The organism is Nonomuraea sp. NPDC048882, from assembly GCF_040649755.1.
Classification (GTDB): domain Bacteria; phylum Actinomycetota; class Actinomycetes; order Streptosporangiales; family Streptosporangiaceae; genus Nonomuraea; species Nonomuraea maheshkhaliensis.
Window position 1 is genome coordinate 209,301 of sequence record NZ_JBEZGB010000001.1, and the last position, 17,195, is coordinate 226,495.

The following is a 17,195-nucleotide window of genomic DNA, read 5'->3' on the forward strand; positions in this document are numbered from 1 at the left end:
CCGCCCCGCCGCGTGCACGGGTACGCGGCGGAGCGCCGGGTCACCAGTCGCCGCGGTAGAGCTGGCCGCGGATCGCGCCGCCGGGGAACGCGGCGGTGTGCAGGTTCACGTACCAGTTCTTCGGGTTGTTCCAGATGCGGCGCGAGGTCGCGTCGTCGGTCTTCACGCTGCCGGCGATGCCGTTGACGCTGGGCGGCAGGCCCTTGTCGGCGGCGAAGAAGGGCACCACCACGGGCCCGTTCTTGCCCTTGGGAGCCCGGTGGATGTGCGCGCCGACCGGCGCCCCGATCCGCTTCCATGCGGAGGCGAACCACACCCGGTCGCCCTCCGGCTGCACCAGCCAGCCGGCGCGGCCGTTGTGGTCGCCGACCTTCATGCCGGGCGCGGGCACCTCCTGCCGGCCGTTGGCCTGCGTGGTGAGCGTCTTGCCGAAGCCGTGGGACAGCACGGACTCCAGCTCGACCGGTCGGATCCGGTACAGCTGGGCGCGTACGGCCCCGCCGGCGAACTCGGCGTTGTGCAGGTTGGCGTACCAGTTGCGCGGGTTGTTGAGGATGCGCGCCAGCAGGTTGCCGTCCTTGACGAGGACCGTGCCCTTGACGGCGTGCAGGGAGGCGGGCAGCGCCTGGCCGATGAACGGGATCCTGACGTCGCCGTTCTCACCGGCCTGGCCCCGGTGGATGTGGAAGCCGCTGGGGGCGGACACCTTGTTCCAGCGGATGGCGTAGTCGACCCGGTGACCGTGGATCCGGAACACGGCGAGTGCGCTGCCGTCCGGATCGCCGACCTTGGTCCCCTGGGCGGGCACCTCGTTGTCGCCGTCGAGCGAGGCGGCCAGGTAGATGGGGGTGATGGCCTGCGCGGACACGGGGCTGAGCGCGGTCGCGATCAGTGCCGTGGCGGCGGTCAGGCCGGGAAGGACGAGGGTGCGCTTGGTCATGGTTACCCTTTCGGTGCTCTCTGGGCCTGGTACGGCTGCCTGGCTCGCCGGGTTCAACCGCCCCCTGTGACCGGGGCGGCTTCCCAGAGCGCCGGGAGGGGTGGCGCGTGCCGTTCATCAGGGCCGGAAGAGGGCTAGGCGGCACCGCGGCGGGCAGGGATCTGCGGTATGAACGTCCCGCTCGTGCTGGCCGTCGTCGCGCTCTTCGCCGGCGTCGTCGTGGCCCTCAGCCAGAAGGCGTGGCCCGTGGCCCTGCTGTGCGCCGCGCTGATCCTGGCGGCCCTGTCCGACGCCGGCGTGATCGCCGGTTGAACGCATCGGCCCGAGATCATTGATGGCCTCTGTAAACGATATCTATGGTTGCCCGGGTTGATCATTCTTTGAACCGGAGCGTTCGCATGCGGGTGGTTGCCGGCTTAGTCGTTGCCGGCTTAGTCGTTGCCGGCTTAGTCGTTGCCGGCTTAGTCGCCGGTGTGGCGCCTGCCGCACCATCGCCCAGCAGGAAGGCACCCGCCGTCGCCGCCGCCCCGGCCGCCACGCCCGCGCCGGAGGCGGTCAGCAGCCCCCGCCTGCTCACGCTCCCCACCGCGGCTCCCTTCGAAAGATCTTGACCCCATCCTGCCGCCGGGCAGGACCTCGGCGGGCCGGATTTCGTGATCGACGTCAGATCGGGCCCGACGTACGATGACGTGATCGTCGCGGCTGCGAGGAGGACCGATGAGTCCCGTAAGACCAGTCATGCGCACCACTTTCGCCCTGCTCACGGCCCTGGCCGTCACCCTCTCCCCCGGCACCGCCGCCGCCGCTCACGGGCAGCCGGGCGCCCCGGGGCTGACGGTCAAGGAGAGCCGGTTCCAGGTCAAGGCGGTCGGCCCCGGCTTCGTGCTGAGGCTCACCCCGCGCAGCCTCGACGTGCGGGTGGACAAGGACAGGTTCGGCGACCCCGCCACCGGCAACCCGATCGTGCGGCAGACGATCGACCTCACCGGGCTGACGCTGCGCCCGTTCGAATGCCGCAACGGCACGTACACGATCAGGACCGGCACCTTCAAGCGCACCTGGCGCGTCTCCCAGACCGCCGTGCGGCCGCCGCCCTACCCGCCGGGGTTCGCCGCCGGCGCGCCGGGCATCTTCACCCCGTTCCTGGGCGAACTGGACGGCACGGCGACCGACGCCGACGGCGCCACGGTGCGGTTCCTGATCTCCGACCTGGTGCAGGAGGTGCTGACCCCCGGCTCGTTCGCCGCGACCGCGCCGATCCACGGGTTCTTCGTGGACGAGCGGGGCCGGGTACGCGACCGCATCTCGCTCGTCGGCCGCTTCAACTCGGGCGCCGACGGACGGAACGCGGTCTACGGGATCGAGGACCGGGGCACCTGCCGCCAGCTCGCCGACCTGCCCTACGGGCCGGGCAGCAAGGGCGCCGTGGTGACGGGACCGCTCTTCGTGCTGCCGTTCAGCGCGCCGGTCACCGTGCCGAGGCACTGATCGCGACCCCGGCATGGCGGATTTGGCAAGGGTAGCCTAACCTTATCCCCATGACCGAGGAGATCTCTCTCCGCGGCGCGGAGCTATCCCTCAGTTACCACGGCACCACCGTGGTCGAGGACGGTCGCATCACCTTGCGGCCCGGCCACGTGACCGCCCTGGTGGGCCCGAACGGCAGCGGCAAGTCCACGCTGCTGCGCGCGCTCGCCAGACTGCACCGCCCCGACGGCGGCACCGTGACGCTGGCCGACGGCACGAGCGCGCTCGGCCTGCCGGCTCGCGACTTCGCCCGGCGGGTGACGCTGCTCTCGCAGAGCCGTCCCACGCCGGGCGGCGTCCAGGTGCGCGACGTCGTCGGGTACGGCCGCCATCCGTACCGGCGCCGCTGGAAGGCCGGTGACCCCGGCGGCGCCGCCGCCGTCGCCAGGGCGATGGAGCTGACCGGCGTCACCGCCATGGCGGAGCGGCCCGTGGACGAGCTCTCGGGAGGCGAGCTGCAGCGCGTGTGGCTGGCCACGTGCCTGGCCCAGGACACCGGCGTCCTGCTGCTCGACGAGCCGACCACGTTCCTCGACCTGCGTTACCAGGTGGAGCTGCTCGAACTGATCCGCGACCTGGCCGACGAGCACGGCGTGGCGATCGGCGTCGTCCTGCACGACCTCAACCAGGCCGCCGAGATCGCCGACCACGTCGTCCTGCTGCACCAGGGGCGCGTCCGCGCGGACGGGCCGCCCGCCCTGGTCCTCACCGAGGACCTGCTCACCGACGCGTACGGCATCCGCATCGAGGTCAGCGCCGACCCGGTCACCGGAACCGTCATCACCCGGCCGATCGGCCGCCACAACACCGGCGGACGCCAGGACAACAGCGTCTCCGCCACGACATGACAGGAAGCACCATGCGCAGAGCCTTGACGGCTGCCCTGACGACCGCCGCCGCCATGGTCGTTCTCGCCGCGTGCGGCACGACCGAGGCCCCCGTACCCGAGCAGACCGCCGCGAGTGGCACGCCTTCCGCCACCGCCGCTCCCGTGACCGTCACCGACAGCCGCGGCAAGCAGGTCACGCTCGACCGCCCGGCCACCCGGGTGGTCAGCCTGGAATGGGGTGAGACCGAGATGCTGGCCGGTCTCGGCGTCATGCCGGTCGGGGCGGCCGACGTGAAGGGCTACGCCACCTGGGACACCGCGGTCAAGCTCGACGCCTCGGTCAAGGACGTCGGCGACCGGCAGGAGCCCAGCGTCGACTCCATCAGCGCCCTGCAGCCCGACCTGGTGCTCATGGAGTCCGACGACGCCGGGCTGATCGAGCAGCTGGAGAAGTTCGTGCCGGTGCTGGTGGCCAAGGGCAGCGACGCCTCCGACAACCTCAAGCGCATGCGCGACGACCTCAACATGATCGCCACCGCCGTCGGCAAGACCGACGTGGCCACCAAGCAGCTCGCGGACTTCGACGCGGCCCTGGCCGCCGGCAAGCAGAAGATCGAAGCCGCGGGCGCGGGCGGCAAGTCGTTCGTCATGGCCGACGGCTGGAAGCAGGGCAGCACGATCTCCGTTCGCCTGTTCGGCAAGGGCGCGCTCGTCTCCGACGTGGCCGAGCAGCTCGGGCTCAAGAACGGCTGGACCGGCAAGGTCGACAAGGACTGGGGCCTCGGCACCACCGACGTCGAGGGCCTGAGCGTGCTCAAGGACCCCGACCTGCGCTTCTTCTACAACGCCTCCGACGGCGAGGACGTGTTCACCGACGGGCTGCAGGACAACGCCATCTGGAAGTCGCTGCCGTTCGTCGAGAAGAAGCAGGTCGTCAAGCTGCCTGACGGCATCTGGACCTTCGGCGGGCCCCTGTCCTGCCGGCAGTTCGCCGACGAGCTGGTGAAGGCGTTCTCGGCTTGAGCACGGACGTCCTGACCCCGGCGGCGCCGCCGGACACCCCGCTCCGGCGGATCGGCGCTGCCGGGGTCGTCCTTCTCACCCTGGCGGCCACCGTGCTGGTGGCCGCCGTGCACGTGACGCAGGGCACCTCCTCGGTCGGCGCGCTCGACCTGCTGGCGCTGCCGTTCGGCGGCAGTGACGAGGCCGCCCGCGTGCTGCTCGCCTCCCGGCTGCCCCGGCTGCTGGCCGGCGTCTGCGTCGGGCTCGCGCTGGGCGTGGCGGGCTCGCTGCTGCAGACGATCGCCCGCAACGCGATGGCCTCGCCGGACACGCTGGCCGTCAGCGCGGGCGCGTACCTGGCCGTGGCCGCCGCCGCGGCGTTCGGGCTGGTGCTGCCGGTGCCGGTGTCCGGCGGGCTGGCCCTGTTCGGCGGGCTGGCCGCGGCGGCCCTGGTGCTGGCGCTGTCGGCGGGCGGGCGCAGCGGGACCACCCGGCTGATCCTGGCCGGCTCCGCCACCTCGCTGGCACTCTCCTCGCTGACGAACCTGGTCATGATCCTCTTCCAGCAGGAGACGGTCGGGCTGTTCGCCTGGGGCAGCGGCTCGCTCGTGCAGAGCGACCTGAACGCCGTCACCCAGCTCGGCCCGGTGATCCTGGCGGCGCTGGCCGCCGCGATGCTGGCCGGGCCCCGGCTGGACATCCTCGGGCTGGGCGACGACACCGCCACCGTGCTCGGCGTGAACGTCCGGCGGCTGCGGCTCTGGCTGACCCTGCTGGCGGTGCTGCTGTCGGCGGCGGCGGTGACCATCGCCGGGCCGATCGGCTTCGTCGGGCTGTGCGCGCCGGTGATCGTCCGGCTGCTGCCCAGGTCCATCCCCGCCCTGCACAGGAACCGCACCATGCTCCCCCTGTCGGGGCTGGTGGGCGTGCTCATCGTGCTCGCCTCCGACATCCTGCTGCGTGCCGTGCTCGGCGCGCAGGCCGGCGTCGAGGTGCCGCCCGGCGTGGTCACCACGGTCATCGGCGCGATCGTCATGGTGTGGCTGGCCCGCCGTTACCGCGACGCGGGCCCCACCAGGCGGCCCCCTGCCGTGCGCACCGGCGCGGGCCGCTCGCGGACGGCGTTCCTCATCGTGGTGGGCGTCTGCGCGGCGCTGCTGGCGGGCGCGCTGGTGCTGGGCCTGCTGGGCGGGGACCGCTGGCTGCTCACCGGCGACGTCGCCAACTGGCTGCAGGCGCGCAGCGGGCGGGCGCTGACCTTCGTGCTCGACCAGCGCTGGCCTCGGGTGATGGCCGCCGCCCTGGCGGGCGCCGCGCTGGCCGTGGCCGGCGCGGCCGTGCAGGCCGTGTGCCGCAACCCGCTGGCCGAGCCGGGCGTGCTGGGCGTCACCGCCGGTGCCGGGGTCGGCGCGATCGGGCTGATCACGCTGGCGCCGATGGCCGGGATCTGGATGATGTCCCTGACCGCGGGCCTGGGCGCGCTGCTCGCCTTCGCCCTCGTGTACGGGCTGGCCTGGCGCGGCGGGCTGAGCTCCGACCGACTGGTGCTGATCGGCCTGGCCGTGCAGGCCGCCTGCACGGCGATCACCATCCTGATCATCGTCCAGTCCGACCCGTGGAACACGGCCAAGGCCCTGACATGGTTGTCCGGCTCCACGTACGGGCGCATGCCGGCTCAGCTGATCCCCGTCACGCTGGCGCTGCTGATCGTGGTGCCGCTGCTGGTCTGGCTGCGCCGCGACCTCGACCTGCTCTCCCTCGACGAGGACACGCCGCGCGTCCTGGGCGTGCCCCTGGAGCCGGTACGCCTCGGCGCGCTGGCCGGGGCCGTGCTGCTCACCTCTACGGCGGTGTCGGCGGTCGGCGTCATCGGCTTCGTCGGCCTGGTCGCCCCCCATGCGGCCCGCGCCCTGGTCGGCGCGCACCACACCCGGCTGCTCCCGGTGGCCGCGCTGCTCGGCGCCCTGCTGGTCAGCCTGGCCGACACGCTCGGGCGTACCGTGATCGCGCCCGCGCAGGTGCCGGCGGGGCTAGTGACGGCGCTGATCGGCACGCCGTACTTCATCTACCTGCTGTGGCGGGCGCGGGCCGGCGGCGAGGCCGCCTGAATTTCAGGTCCGCAGGAACTCCAGCAGGTCGGCGTTGAACCGCTCCTTGGTGCCCGGCACGTTGGCCAGCCCGTGCGAGCCGCCCTCGTAGACCTTGTACGTGCACGTGGGAATGATCTTCGATGACTTGGCGCCGGCCGCCGCGATGGGCACTATCTGGTCGTCGTCCCCGTGCACGACCAGGGTCGGGATGTCGAACTTCCTGAGGTCCTCGGTGAAGTCGGTGTAGCCGAACGCGTCCACGCACCGCACCGCCGCCTGGATGTTCTGGTGCATCGCCATGAACCAGAAGGCGTCCTTGTTGCCCTGGGTGACCCGGTTGCCGGGCCGGTTCGCGCCGAAGAAGGTCTCCGCGGTGTCGCGCCAGAACTGCGCGCGCTCGGCGATGATCCCCTCCTTGATGGCGTCGAACACCGTGTCGGGCGTGCCCTCGGGGTTGTCCGCCGACTTGACCATGACCGGCGGGATGGCCGCCAGCAGCACCGCCTTGGCGACCCGGCCGGTGCCGTGCCTGCCGATGTAGCGGGCCAGCTCGCCGCCGCCCATCGAGTGCGCGACCAGCGTGACGCCCCGCAGGTCCAGCTGGGTGATCAGGTCGTCGAGATCGTCGGCGAAGGTGTCGAAGTCGTAGCCGTCCCAGGGCTGGGAGGAGCGGCCGTGGCCGCGGCGGTCGTGGGCGAGGCCGCGGAAATGGTTGTCGGCGACCATCTTCAGCTGGTCGTCCCACGCGTCGGCGTTCAGCGGCCAGCCGTGGCAGAAAAGCACCGGGGGGCCGGATCCCCAGTCCTTGTAGTAGATCTCGTTGCCGTCGCGCGTGGTGACGTAAGGCATGGTCGTGCTCCCCCGTGCTCGGTGGTCGTGCCCTGTCCACGAGCGCGATACCCACCCCCAAGCGAACGCCTACCGCACGTCTCCCCAAAATCGGGTATCCAGCCCTTTACCGGACGCTGTGCCTGGCCGTGGCAGGGCTATACGATCTTGTTGATCGGTACGCCCTTGTTGATCCGTACGCCGACCCGAGGAGCCACGTGGGCTTATTTCCTGAAACGAGCCAGTGGGAGTTGCTGACCGCCGCCGGGCTGAGCGGAGACTTCCAGGCCGCCTGGATCGAAGGCGACGACGTCGAGACCATCGCCGCCGAGGCCGGCTGCGACCCCGGCGACACGTTCGACTGCGACCTGACCACCGCGCTGCGCTGGAGCGGGATCGGCTCGCGCGCCACCGTCGCCTGGATGGGCCCGCACGCGCCCGGCTGGACGTTCGCCCTCGTGCTCGGCGACGCGGATCCCAGCCTCGGCCTGTCGGAGCGGCGCGTCTTCGACCTGTGGTACGCGCGGGAGATCGACGAGTTCTCCGGCCCCTGCGCCCTGTACGAGGAGGAAGGGCTGGACGATCTGCAGCTCAACGACGACCTGGGCGACGAGGACGACCTCGAACCCCACCTGATCGCCATCGGGCGGATCACCGGCCGCTTCGTCGATGCCGGCTGGCTCGCCGAACGGCGGACGCTGCGGCGGGTGGTGTCCTCATGACGCACGAGGCACAGTCGCCCCTGACATGTGAGGCACAGTCATCCCTGACGCACGAGGCTCAGTCGAGCCTGACGCATGAAGCGCAGTGGCCCCTGCTCGCGGCGCGTGGGCTCGGCGACCTGTTCGCCGGGATCTGGATCGAGGGCGACCCCGCCGACGTCGCCCGCCTGCTCGGCGCCGACCCGGCCGCCGGGGTCGCCTGCGGGCTCGGCTCGGCGATGCGGTCGTACGAGCCGTACGCGTTCAAGGAGCTGCTCTGGATCGGCGAGCACTCCCCCGGCTGGACCCACGTCATCACCATCGCAGGACCGCCGCCCCGCACCGACCTCCCGGCCGCCGACGGGCGCCGGTTCGTACGGGTGGTGTGGGATCGTCACGGTATCGGCGTGCACGATCTGTCCTACTCGGACGGGACCACGGCCGGGGAGCTGAGCCCTCGGGACATCGCCACGCCCTGGGCCTTTCGCGAGCACGCCGACGGGCTCGCGCCGAGCCGTCCCGGCCTGATCGACTTCCATACGACGGGGCCGGCCAAGCCGGTGGGCAGCCTGGGGTTGTGGCTGGAGAACTGGCTCGTGGTGGCGGGGCGGCTGTCGGGGCGGTTCATCGACGCCCAGTATCTGGACGCGACCCGGCTGCTGTGCCGCGTCCCGCTGTGACAGTGGTCAGCGACCTGCGGGAGCGCGGCTCACGGGCTGCTTCCGGGTGCCGGGTCAGCGGGGCGGCGGGCGTAGGGAGGGCGGGTTGAGCGTCTCGCCGGTGACGTGGGCGGCGTCGTCCGAGCACAGCCAGACGACGACGGCGGCGACCTCGTCCGGCTCGCCTGCGGCCACCGCGTTGACCCGGATCCCCGAGCCGGCCAGCTCCCGTGCCGTCGCCCGGGTCAGCGCGATCCCGGCGGGACCTGGCGCCAGGTTGACGATGGAGCCGCCGGGGCGCATCGACGCGATCTCGTACCGCATCACCAGCGCCGGCCCGCACGCCCGGCCGCCGTTCGCCCCGGCGTCAGTCCAGGCGGCGTCGTTGCAGGCAGTGTCAGCGCAGGTGGCGTCGTTCCGAGCAGCATCAGCGCAAGCGGCATCAGCGCAGGTGGCGTCGTTGCATGCGGCGTCGTTGCATGCGGCGTCGAGTCGGCCGAAGGCGCCGAGGGTCTGCTCGACCAGCCGCCGTACCGCCACCTGGTCGGTCAGATCCGTGCGGACGGCGATGGCATGACCACCGGCCGCCGCGATGCGCGCGGCCTGCTCCTCCAGCGGCCCCGTGTCGGCGGCGGCGAGCACCACGCCGGCACCGGCCCTGCTCAGCGCCCACGCCACCGCCACGCCCGCACCCGTACCCGCGCAGGTGACGAGAACGGTGCGCCCACGAAGCGGCTCGCGCGCCACGCCGTCCACCACCCCGCGTGCCACCTCATGTGCCGCTTCCGGCACCGCCTCGTACGCCATGGAGATGATCCTCGCCCTCGGCTCGTCCGCTGGACTCCGTCTGAACCTCCGTCTGGACTTCCGTCGCCGACGCTAGGAGGCGGGCCGCCGCGCCCGCATCAGTGAAGTCGCCAGTCTGGCGGCCCGAAAGGCGTTGTCACCGGCACCGCGCGCTTTCTATGCTCGCCGTGTGCTGGGGAGAGACGGCGAGACCGCGCTGCTCGACTCCTTGCTGCGGCGGGCGCGCGAAGGGCGCGGTGGCGGGGTCGTCCTGCATGGGGAGCCCGGCATCGGGAAGACCGCGCTGCTGTCGTACGTCGAAGAGCGGGCCACCGGCTTCCGAATGCTCCGCGCCGTCGGCGTCGCGCCGGAGGCCGACCTCCCGTACGCGACCCTGCACCAGCTCCTGCTCCCCGCCCTCGACGCGGTGGACGAGCTGCCCGGCCCGCAGGCGCAGGCCCTGAGCGTGCTGTTCGGGCGGGCGCACGGCACGCCGCCGGACCCCTTCCTAGTTGGATTGTCCGCGTTGTCGCTGCTGTCCCTGTGGGCCGGCGAGCGGCCGGTGTTGTGCGTCATCGACGACGCGCACTGGGCGGACCAGCCGACGCTGAAGACGGTGGCGTTCGTCGCGCGGCGCCTGGACAACGAGCCCGTGGTGGTGGCGCTGGCCGCGCGCGCCGACGAAGGGCACGACACCGATCTGCCGGCGCTGCGCCGCGTACCCCTCATGGGTCTCAAACCGGACGCGGCCAGGGCGCTGCTGGCCGGGCGGCGGCTGAGCGACGGCGAGCAGCGCCGGCTGCTGGCCGTCACCGGCGGCAACCCGCTGGCCCTGCTCGAACTCGCCGGCCGGGAGTCGCACCCGGACGGGGCGCAGCAGCCGCCGGCCATGACCGACGAGCTGCAGCGCTCGTTCCTGGCCAAGGTCATGGACCGGCACACCGCGGAGCTGCCGCTGCTCCAGCTGATCGCGGCCGACGGCTCGGGCAGCGTCGACACCGTCGAGCGGGCCGCCGCCGCGCTGCGAATCCCGTCCGACGCGCTGCACCGGGCCGAGATCGACGAGCTGCTCACGTACGACGGGACGCGGCTGGTGTTCCGGCATCCGCTGATCCGTTCCGCGATCTACCACAGCGCCTCCGTGCACCGGCGCGCGGCCATCCACCGGGCGCTCGCCTCCGCCTTCGACGGGCAGGCCGACCAGCACCGGCGCGCCTGGCACCTCGGGCAGGCGGCCGTCGGGCACGACGAGCGCGCCGCCGGGGAACTGGAACGCTCGGCCGAGCACGCCGCCCTGCGTGGTGGTCCTGCGGCGGCCATGTCCGCGCTGTCTCGGGCCGCCGAACTCACCGCCGACGGCCCGCGCCGCGGACGCCGGTTCTGGGGCGCCGCCCTGGCCGCCGTCCAGGGCGGGCTCACCGCCGCCGCCACCGACCTGCTCGACCGTGCCGCACGCGAGCCGCACCTGGAGGAGGCCGACCGGATCGCCCTGGCGGCGGTGCGGGCCATCGTGGCGGAGTTCGCCGGCTCGACCGAGGACGCGCTGGAGCTCATCCGTCCCTGGATCCCGCGCGCGCTGCGCATCGACCGGCGCCTGTTCACCCCCACCATCGCGATGTACGGCGATCTCGGCCTGCGCGCCAACCGCCCGGAAACCTGGGCCGACCTGGCCGGCTGGCTCGGCGAGGTCCCGCTGAACGAACCAGAGGACGAGGTCCTGCGCCTCCTCCACCGCCTCAGCCTCCGCCGCACAGGCCACCTCCTCCGGCAACCGTCCTCCGGGCGTGCGGCGGGGTCCGACGAGGGCGAGGGCTCGACCAGCCTGGGTACGGCGGGGGCTCAGAGTGACCATGGCGGGTTCGAGGCGATCACCGATCCGGCCACGCTCACCCTGGCCGGAGGCGTTGCCCGGCAGCTCGGTGAGCATGAGCTGGGCCGGCGGCTCTACCGCGAGGCCGGGCGGCTGGCCCGGGCCGGTGGGTCGCTGGGTGCGCTGGCGTGGAACCTCGAATACCAGGCCGCCGACGAGCTCGCGCGGGGCAGGTTCGGGCTGGCAGAGGCTCATGCCGAGGAGGGCTGCCAGTTCGCCGCCGACGCCAGCCAGCCGAACACCGCCTGCCGCAACCGGGGGTTACTGGCCCTGTGCGCCGCACTCAAGGGACGGCCGGACGCCGCGCGGCTGGCCTCCGAGGTGCTGGCCGAGGCGAGCGACCGCAAGCTCTGCGACGCGATGGCGTATGCCAGGCGGGCGCTGGGGCTGATCGAGCTGGTGGCCGGCCGGCACCGCGAGGCTGCCCGGCACTTCGAGTCGATCGGCGACTGGACCGCCGATCCGCCGCCCGACCTGGCCATGGGGGTCCTTCCCGACCTCGTCGAGGCCCTCGTACGCGCCGGCGAGAACGACCGCGCCAGCGACGCGACAACCCGCTACGAGAAGTGGACCGGCCACACCCCCGAACTCGCACCGCCTACGACCGGCCCCGAACCGGCGGCGGCGAAATTCGTCGTCGCAGCGGACCTGGTGGTGGTGCCGGAGGTGGCGGCGCTTGTGGCTCGTTGCCGGGCGCTGGTCAGCACCGATGGTGGCGCGGACGGTCACTATGCCGAGGCGCTGCACCTGTACGCGATGGCCGACTCGCCGTTCGAGTGCGCCCGTACCCGGTTGTTGTGCGGCGAGCAGTTGCGGCGGGACCGGCGGCGCAACGAGGCCCAGGTGCACCTGCGGGAGGCCGCCGACAGCTTCCGCCGCATGGGCGCACACGCCTGGGCCGAGCGGGCGGAGGGCGAACTGCGCGCCACCGGCGAGTCGACCCGCCCCAGGACCGCCGGAGTGCCGTCACGTGGGAGGACCATCACTCGGGCGGCGCACGCGGACGCCGATGAGGCGGCACGGGCGCGGGCCGGCGCTGAGACCGCACACCCGAGAGCTGCCGGCGGGCCGACGCCGGTGGAGGTGAACGGGGAAGCGGCGTCTAGGGAGGCGGCGTCCAGAGCGGCTGCTGACGGGGATGCGCTGGGCCTGTTCACCCCGCAGGAGTTGCGGGTCTCGCTGGCCGTCGCCGAGGGGCTGACGAACCGTGAGATCGCCGCCCGGCTGTTCCTCAGCCCGCGCACCGTCGACTACCACCTGCGCAAGGTCTTCCAGAAAGCCGGCATCACCTCCAGGGCCGAGCTCATCCGCCTGGTCCTGGCCGAACGCCTCGCCTCGTGACCAGACGAACGCCTCGCCTTGTGGCTGAACGATCGCCTCGCCTCATGACCGGCCGAACGCCTCACCCCGCGAACCAGGACCGGCGACTTCACTGATTCGGCCGTGGTGCCCTGTTTCCTAACGTCGGTGACGTCACGATCCCCCGTACGTCAGGAGTCCGGTCATGACCGCCCCCGACCCCCATCCCACCAGAACCCGCCCTGTACTCCGATTCATCTGGCACTACGTCGAGATGGTCATCGCGATGTTCGCCGGAATGCTGCTGCTCGCCCCGTTATGGGGCCTGGTGCTGCCCCCAGACACAGGGACGGACGTGGACGTCCTGGTCATGGCCGCCGACATGGTCATCGGCATGGCGGTCTGGATGCGGGTGCGCCGCCACCACTGGGCCGCCGTCGCCGAGATGGGGGTGGCGATGTTCGCGCCGTTCCTGATCCTGCTCGTCCCCTACTGGTTCGGCGTGCTGGCGGGCCATGTGGTGATGTCGGCCGGCCACGTGCTCATGTTCGTCTTCATGGCGCTGGCCATGCTGCGGCGGCGTGAGGAGTACACGCGCCACTCCCACCGCCTCACCGTCAACCCGAAGTGGGCGAAAAGGGCGGCGGTGGTGCTGGTCGCGCTGCTCGTCCCGGGGGCGGTGGCCGCGGTGAACACGATCGGCAAGTTCGCCGACCTGTACGAGCGGCGCGAGGGCACCGTGTCGGTCAAGCCCGTGCCGCGCACGCACGACCCAGCCAAGCCCACGGTGGCCCTGCTGACCAGTAGCGAGGGCACGAACGTGGCCGACCTGCTGGGCCCGTACGAGGTGCTGGCGGGCACCGGCCGGGTGAACACCTACATCGTCGCGGCCGGCCCGGGGACGGCCCCCTTGACCGGCGGGCTGGACCTGGTGCCCGACCTGACGTTCCAGCAGCTGGCGGGCGTGCTGACCGATCACAACGACAGCCTGGACGCCATCATGATCCCGGCGCTGCAACAGCCGCCCGCCGCGGAGCACGCCGCGATCAACGACTGGCTGCGCCGCCAGTCGGCCGCGGGGACGCTGACGGTCAGCGTCTGCAGAGGCGCGCAGGCGTTCGCGGAGAGCGGGCTGCTCGACGGCAGGACGGCCACCTCGCACTGGCTGCGCCTGGCCGGGCTGCGCGCCGCCTTCCCCCAGGTGAAGTGGGTGGCCGGCACCCGGTACGTGGACGACGGCAACGTGATCAGCACGGCCGGCGTGCTGTCCGGCGTCGACGGCGCCCTGCGGATCCTCGAGCGGCTGGTCGACGGGGACACCGCGCGAGCGGCGGCGGACCGGGTGCACTGGCGGCACTACTCCCCCGGCACCGCCGGGAGCATCCCCGAGTCGGCCGTGGAGCCGCTGGACGCGGTCGTGGGCATCAACTCCTCCTACCTGACCGGGCCCTCGACCATCGGCGTCCAGGTCGTGGAGGGGGTCGGGGAGCTGGAGCTGGCCTCGGCGTTCATCTCCTACACCGAGCACGCCATGGTCGGCAGGACACTCGCGATCGGCGAGGCCACGGTGCGTTCCCGGCACGGGCTGACGTTCGTGCCCCGCGCGTCGACCGCCGCCGGGGTGGGCCGGCTGCTGGTGCCCGGCCTGGACGCGTCCCGCCGCAAGGTCGCGGGGACGGGTGGCGAGGTGCGGCCCGAGTACCTGCACACGACGGAGGAGTTCGCGTTCGACCCGGTGGTGCGCGACATCGCCCGTACGTATGACGTGCGCACGGCGCTGTGGACGGCGAAGACGCTGGAGTACCCGGTGATGGACGTCGAGCTGCGCGGCAGCGCCTGGCCGTGGGTGGCGACCGCGGTGCCGCTGGTGCTCGCGCTGCTGGGCGCGGCGGCGGCGATCGGTTCCTTCGCGCTGGTACGCCGCCTCCGCGCCCGCACCACGACCCAACCCGCATGACACGCCCGTACGACCCAACCCGCGTGACACGCATTCCCCGCCGGCCGGCGGATCCGGGCGGCGGGGAAGGAGGCCATATCTCTCCGAAGGGGAGGTAAGCACTCACCCCGCCCCGACGAGCCGCCCCCGCCCCAACCCCTCCCCACGGCTATAACGGAGCCGCATCGATCGGCACCACGAGGGCCCGGGGGACCAGGATGATCAGAGTGGGACGGATGGCCACGGGAGCGGGCCTGCTCGCCGCCCTGTTCGTGCCCGGCCAGGCGACCGCCGAGCCCGACCGGCCCGCGATCCCGCCGGCTCCCGTGCTGGGCCTGGCGCTGGACGGCAAGTCGTTCTCGCTGCGCGACGCGTTCGCGATCCTGGACGGCCGCCCGATCAACGCCCGCCTCGCCCCCGACGTGGCCGAGGCCATGGACAGGACGCGAGCGGGCGCGCTGGCCGCCCTGGACAGCCAGCGGGTGTACGGGTGGAACCAGGCGCTCGGCCCGCTGAAGGACCGCCCGCTCTCGCCCGAGCAGGCCGAGCAGTTCCAGCGCAACGTGCTGCGCTCCCACGCGGCGGGCGTCGGCGAGCCGCTGCCGGACGACGTGGTCAGGCTGGCCCTGGTCATCAAGGCGAACCAGATGGCCAGGGGCACGGTCGGCGTCCGCCCGGCGGTGCCTCAGCGGCTGCTTGCCATGATCAACGCCGGGGTCGTGCCCCGGATGCCGGGGATCGGCTCGCTCGGCACCGGTGACCTGCAGCCGCAGGCGGCGGCGGGGCTGGCGGCGCTCGGCGGGGAGGCGCCGGTGCGCTACCGGGGCATGGAGGGGCCGGCCTCCGCGATGTTGCCGAGGGCGGGGCTCCCGCGCGACTTCACGTTCCAGGCGGGTGAGGCGCTGCCGATCGTCAGCGGCAGCACCGTGGTGGCCGCCTTGCTGATGCAAGCCGTGCACCGGGCCACCGCGCTGGCCGACCAGGCGGAGGGGGCCTTCGCCCTGTTCATGGAGGCGACCAGGGCCGAGCGGGGGTCGCTGGACGCGCGTACGCACAGGGAGCGTCACATCCCCGAGGAGAACGCGGTCGCCGCGCGGCTGCGCGCGATGGTGGCGGGCTCGGGCTGGATGACGGAGGAGGGCCGCAGGCGGCTCGACCCGGCGAACTACGAGCCGCGCATCCAGGACGCCGTGTCGGTGCGGGCCGCGCCGCACATCCTGGCCGGGCTGCGCCAGGTGCTCGCCGAGGCCCGCCAGGCTCTGGTGCGGGAGGCCAACTCCTCGACCTCCAACCCGCTGATCTTCCGGCGCGAGAAGGGCCGCGGGTACGAGTTCGTGATGGGCGGCAACTGGGACGGCTCCGTCATGGGTCATCTCGCCGACAGCCTGAACGCCGAGCTCACCGACGTCGGCGTACTGTCGGAGGGGTTGTCGGGACGGCTGCTGTCGCCCAGGTGGAGCTACGGCCTGCCGGCCAACCTCGCGGGCGGGAGCGTCGGGCTGAACTCCGGGATGGTGCAGGTCCAGACGGTGGCCGCCGCCCTGGTCCCGGAGATGCAGGTCAGGGCGACCCCGGCGGGCACGCTGTCGCGGCCGGTCAAGGACGGCCAGGAGGACCACAACACGATGGCCATGGCCTCGGTACGGGACCTGCACGAGAACCTCGACCGGCTGGAGATCATCCTGGCGGTGCAGTACCTGATGGCGGCCCAGGGCATCGACCTCATCGCGGCGAAGATGGCGGGGCTGCCGCTCGGCCCGGTCACGCGTACGCTGCACGCGGAGCTCAGAAGGTACGTGCCGCCGCTGGCCGACGACCGCTACATGACTCCTGATCTGGAGCAGGTGATCGGGCTGGTGCGCGGGCGGCGGCTGGTCCCCGTCATCCCCCGCCCCGTCGTCCCGCGTCCCGCGCCCTCCGCCGCGACGCCCGGCCCGCGCGACCCCGGCGTCAGCGCTGCGGCGGCCCGGCGTCCAGCCGGAACAGCGCGCTGAACATCGGCCACACCAGCTTGGCCATCTCGGCCGGGGTGCGGGGGCAGCCGTGCTGGAGCCAGTCGGCGGCCACCCCGATGATCGCCCCGGCCGTGAACGCCGCCGGCACGTCGAGCGGCGTCTCCCCGGACGGCCCGGACGATTGCGGCAGCTCCCCGGACGGCCCGTCGAAGACCGTGCCGCTCGTGTGCACCTGGCCCAGCCGCTCGCGCACCCCCGCCGTGGCCCGCCGCCGGATGTGGTCGACGACTCTCGCACTGCCCTGCGGCCCCAGCAACGCCCGGTAGAGCCCCGCGTGCTCGGCCAGCGCGGCGAAGAACGCCTCAAGCGACCGGGTCGCCTCCGACTCGGGATCGGCCATGCCGGGCGCCGGGCTGGGCAGGGACTCGATCAGCCGGTCGATCATCGCCGTGCACGCGGCCTCGGCCAGCTCGTGCACGTCACGGAAGTGGTCGTAGAAGGTCGACCGGCTCACGCCGGCCCGCTCGGCGACGTCGGCGACGGTGATCCTGGACAGGTCCTGCTCCTCGACCAGCTTGATCAGCGCGCGCGCCAGCGCCGCGTGGGTGCGGCGTACGCGCCGATCGCCCGAAGGGGCGCGGTCGTCTTTCGTGGTGCCCACACCGTTCACCCTACCGCCTACCTACATGTGCAGGTTTTCCTACAGATGAAGGGTAAAGTGAGCCCAACACGACGCGAAAGGACCACATCCATGCCGACACGTGCCGGCCGGG

14 protein-coding genes are annotated in these 17,195 nt (G+C 72.7%); 10 read left to right on the plus strand and 4 right to left on the minus strand.

Annotated features, from left to right (window positions below):
• Window positions 1–40: 40 nt before the first annotated feature.
• Window positions 41–940: a CHRD domain-containing protein gene (locus AB0C27_RS00910; protein ID WP_357835766.1), complete on the minus strand. Its 900-nt coding sequence runs from the start codon at window positions 938–940 to the stop codon at window positions 41–43.
• A 168-nt stretch (window positions 941–1,108) separates the two neighbouring features.
• Here AB0C27_RS00910 and AB0C27_RS00915 point away from each other — a divergent pair, with 168 nt between their 5' ends.
• The 5 genes from AB0C27_RS00915 (at window position 1,109) to AB0C27_RS00935 (ending at window position 6,406) form a co-directional block, all read left to right on the plus strand.
• Window positions 1,109–1,252: a hypothetical protein gene (locus tag AB0C27_RS00915; RefSeq protein WP_181307945.1), complete on the plus strand. Its 144-nt coding sequence runs from the start codon at window positions 1,109–1,111 to the stop codon at window positions 1,250–1,252.
• Between the two features lie 426 nt (window positions 1,253–1,678).
• Window positions 1,679–2,428: a hypothetical protein gene (locus tag AB0C27_RS00920; protein ID WP_357835769.1), complete on the plus strand. Its 750-nt coding sequence runs from the start codon at window positions 1,679–1,681 to the stop codon at window positions 2,426–2,428.
• A gap of 50 nt (window positions 2,429–2,478) precedes the next feature.
• Window positions 2,479–3,315 (plus strand): ABC transporter ATP-binding protein, encoded by an 837-nt coding sequence (locus AB0C27_RS00925; RefSeq protein WP_357835771.1) that lies wholly within the window; start codon window positions 2,479–2,481, stop codon window positions 3,313–3,315.
• An 11-nt stretch (window positions 3,316–3,326) separates the two neighbouring features.
• Window positions 3,327–4,319: an iron-siderophore ABC transporter substrate-binding protein gene (locus AB0C27_RS00930; RefSeq protein ID WP_357835773.1), complete on the plus strand. Its 993-nt coding sequence runs from the start codon at window positions 3,327–3,329 to the stop codon at window positions 4,317–4,319.
• Window positions 4,316–6,406, plus strand: coding sequence for an iron ABC transporter permease (locus tag AB0C27_RS00935; RefSeq protein WP_357835776.1), 2,091 nt, complete (start codon window positions 4,316–4,318; stop codon window positions 6,404–6,406). The genes AB0C27_RS00930 and AB0C27_RS00935 overlap by 4 nt, the downstream gene beginning before the upstream one ends.
• Before the next feature lie 3 nt (window positions 6,407–6,409).
• On the opposite strand, the gene AB0C27_RS00940 is transcribed toward AB0C27_RS00935, so the two are convergent.
• Complete coding sequence (locus tag AB0C27_RS00940) at window positions 6,410–7,237, minus strand: alpha/beta hydrolase (RefSeq protein ID WP_357835779.1); 828 nt, start codon at window positions 7,235–7,237, stop codon at window positions 6,410–6,412.
• A 197-nt stretch (window positions 7,238–7,434) separates the two neighbouring features.
• On the opposite strand from AB0C27_RS00940, the gene AB0C27_RS00945 reads away from it, so the two are divergent.
• Together AB0C27_RS00945 and AB0C27_RS00950 are read left to right on the plus strand one after the other, a co-directional pair.
• Window positions 7,435–7,938, plus strand: a complete 504-nt coding sequence (locus tag AB0C27_RS00945; protein WP_357835782.1) for a hypothetical protein — start codon at window positions 7,435–7,437, stop codon at window positions 7,936–7,938.
• Window positions 7,935–8,597 (plus strand): hypothetical protein, encoded by a 663-nt coding sequence (locus AB0C27_RS00950; protein ID WP_357835785.1) that lies wholly within the window; start codon window positions 7,935–7,937, stop codon window positions 8,595–8,597. The genes AB0C27_RS00945 and AB0C27_RS00950 overlap by 4 nt, the downstream gene beginning before the upstream one ends.
• Window positions 8,598–8,651: 54 nt before the next feature.
• Here the strand turns inward: AB0C27_RS00950 and AB0C27_RS00955 are convergent, their stop codons facing one another.
• Complete coding sequence (locus AB0C27_RS00955) at window positions 8,652–9,383, minus strand: SDR family oxidoreductase (protein WP_357835788.1); 732 nt, start codon at window positions 9,381–9,383, stop codon at window positions 8,652–8,654.
• A gap of 169 nt (window positions 9,384–9,552) precedes the next feature.
• On the opposite strand from AB0C27_RS00955, the gene AB0C27_RS00960 reads away from it, so the two are divergent.
• The 3 genes from AB0C27_RS00960 (at window position 9,553) to AB0C27_RS00970 (ending at window position 16,461) form a co-directional block, all read left to right on the plus strand.
• Window positions 9,553–12,573, plus strand: a complete 3,021-nt coding sequence (locus tag AB0C27_RS00960; RefSeq protein ID WP_357835791.1) for an AAA family ATPase — start codon at window positions 9,553–9,555, stop codon at window positions 12,571–12,573.
• Window positions 12,574–12,736: 163 nt separating this feature from the next.
• On the plus strand, window positions 12,737–14,488 hold the full coding sequence (locus AB0C27_RS00965; RefSeq protein WP_357835794.1) for a DJ-1/PfpI family protein: 1,752 nt from the start codon (window positions 12,737–12,739) through the stop codon (window positions 14,486–14,488).
• Window positions 14,489–14,703: 215 nt separating this feature from the next.
• Window positions 14,704–16,461, plus strand: a complete 1,758-nt coding sequence (locus AB0C27_RS00970) for an aromatic amino acid ammonia-lyase (protein WP_357835797.1) — start codon at window positions 14,704–14,706, stop codon at window positions 16,459–16,461.
• Here the strand turns inward: AB0C27_RS00970 and AB0C27_RS00975 are convergent.
• On the minus strand, window positions 16,418–17,083 hold the full coding sequence (locus AB0C27_RS00975; RefSeq protein ID WP_357835800.1) for a TetR/AcrR family transcriptional regulator: 666 nt from the start codon (window positions 17,081–17,083) through the stop codon (window positions 16,418–16,420). The two genes, AB0C27_RS00970 and AB0C27_RS00975, sit on opposite strands and share 44 nt — an antisense overlap.
• Window positions 17,084–17,195 lie beyond the last annotated feature (112 nt).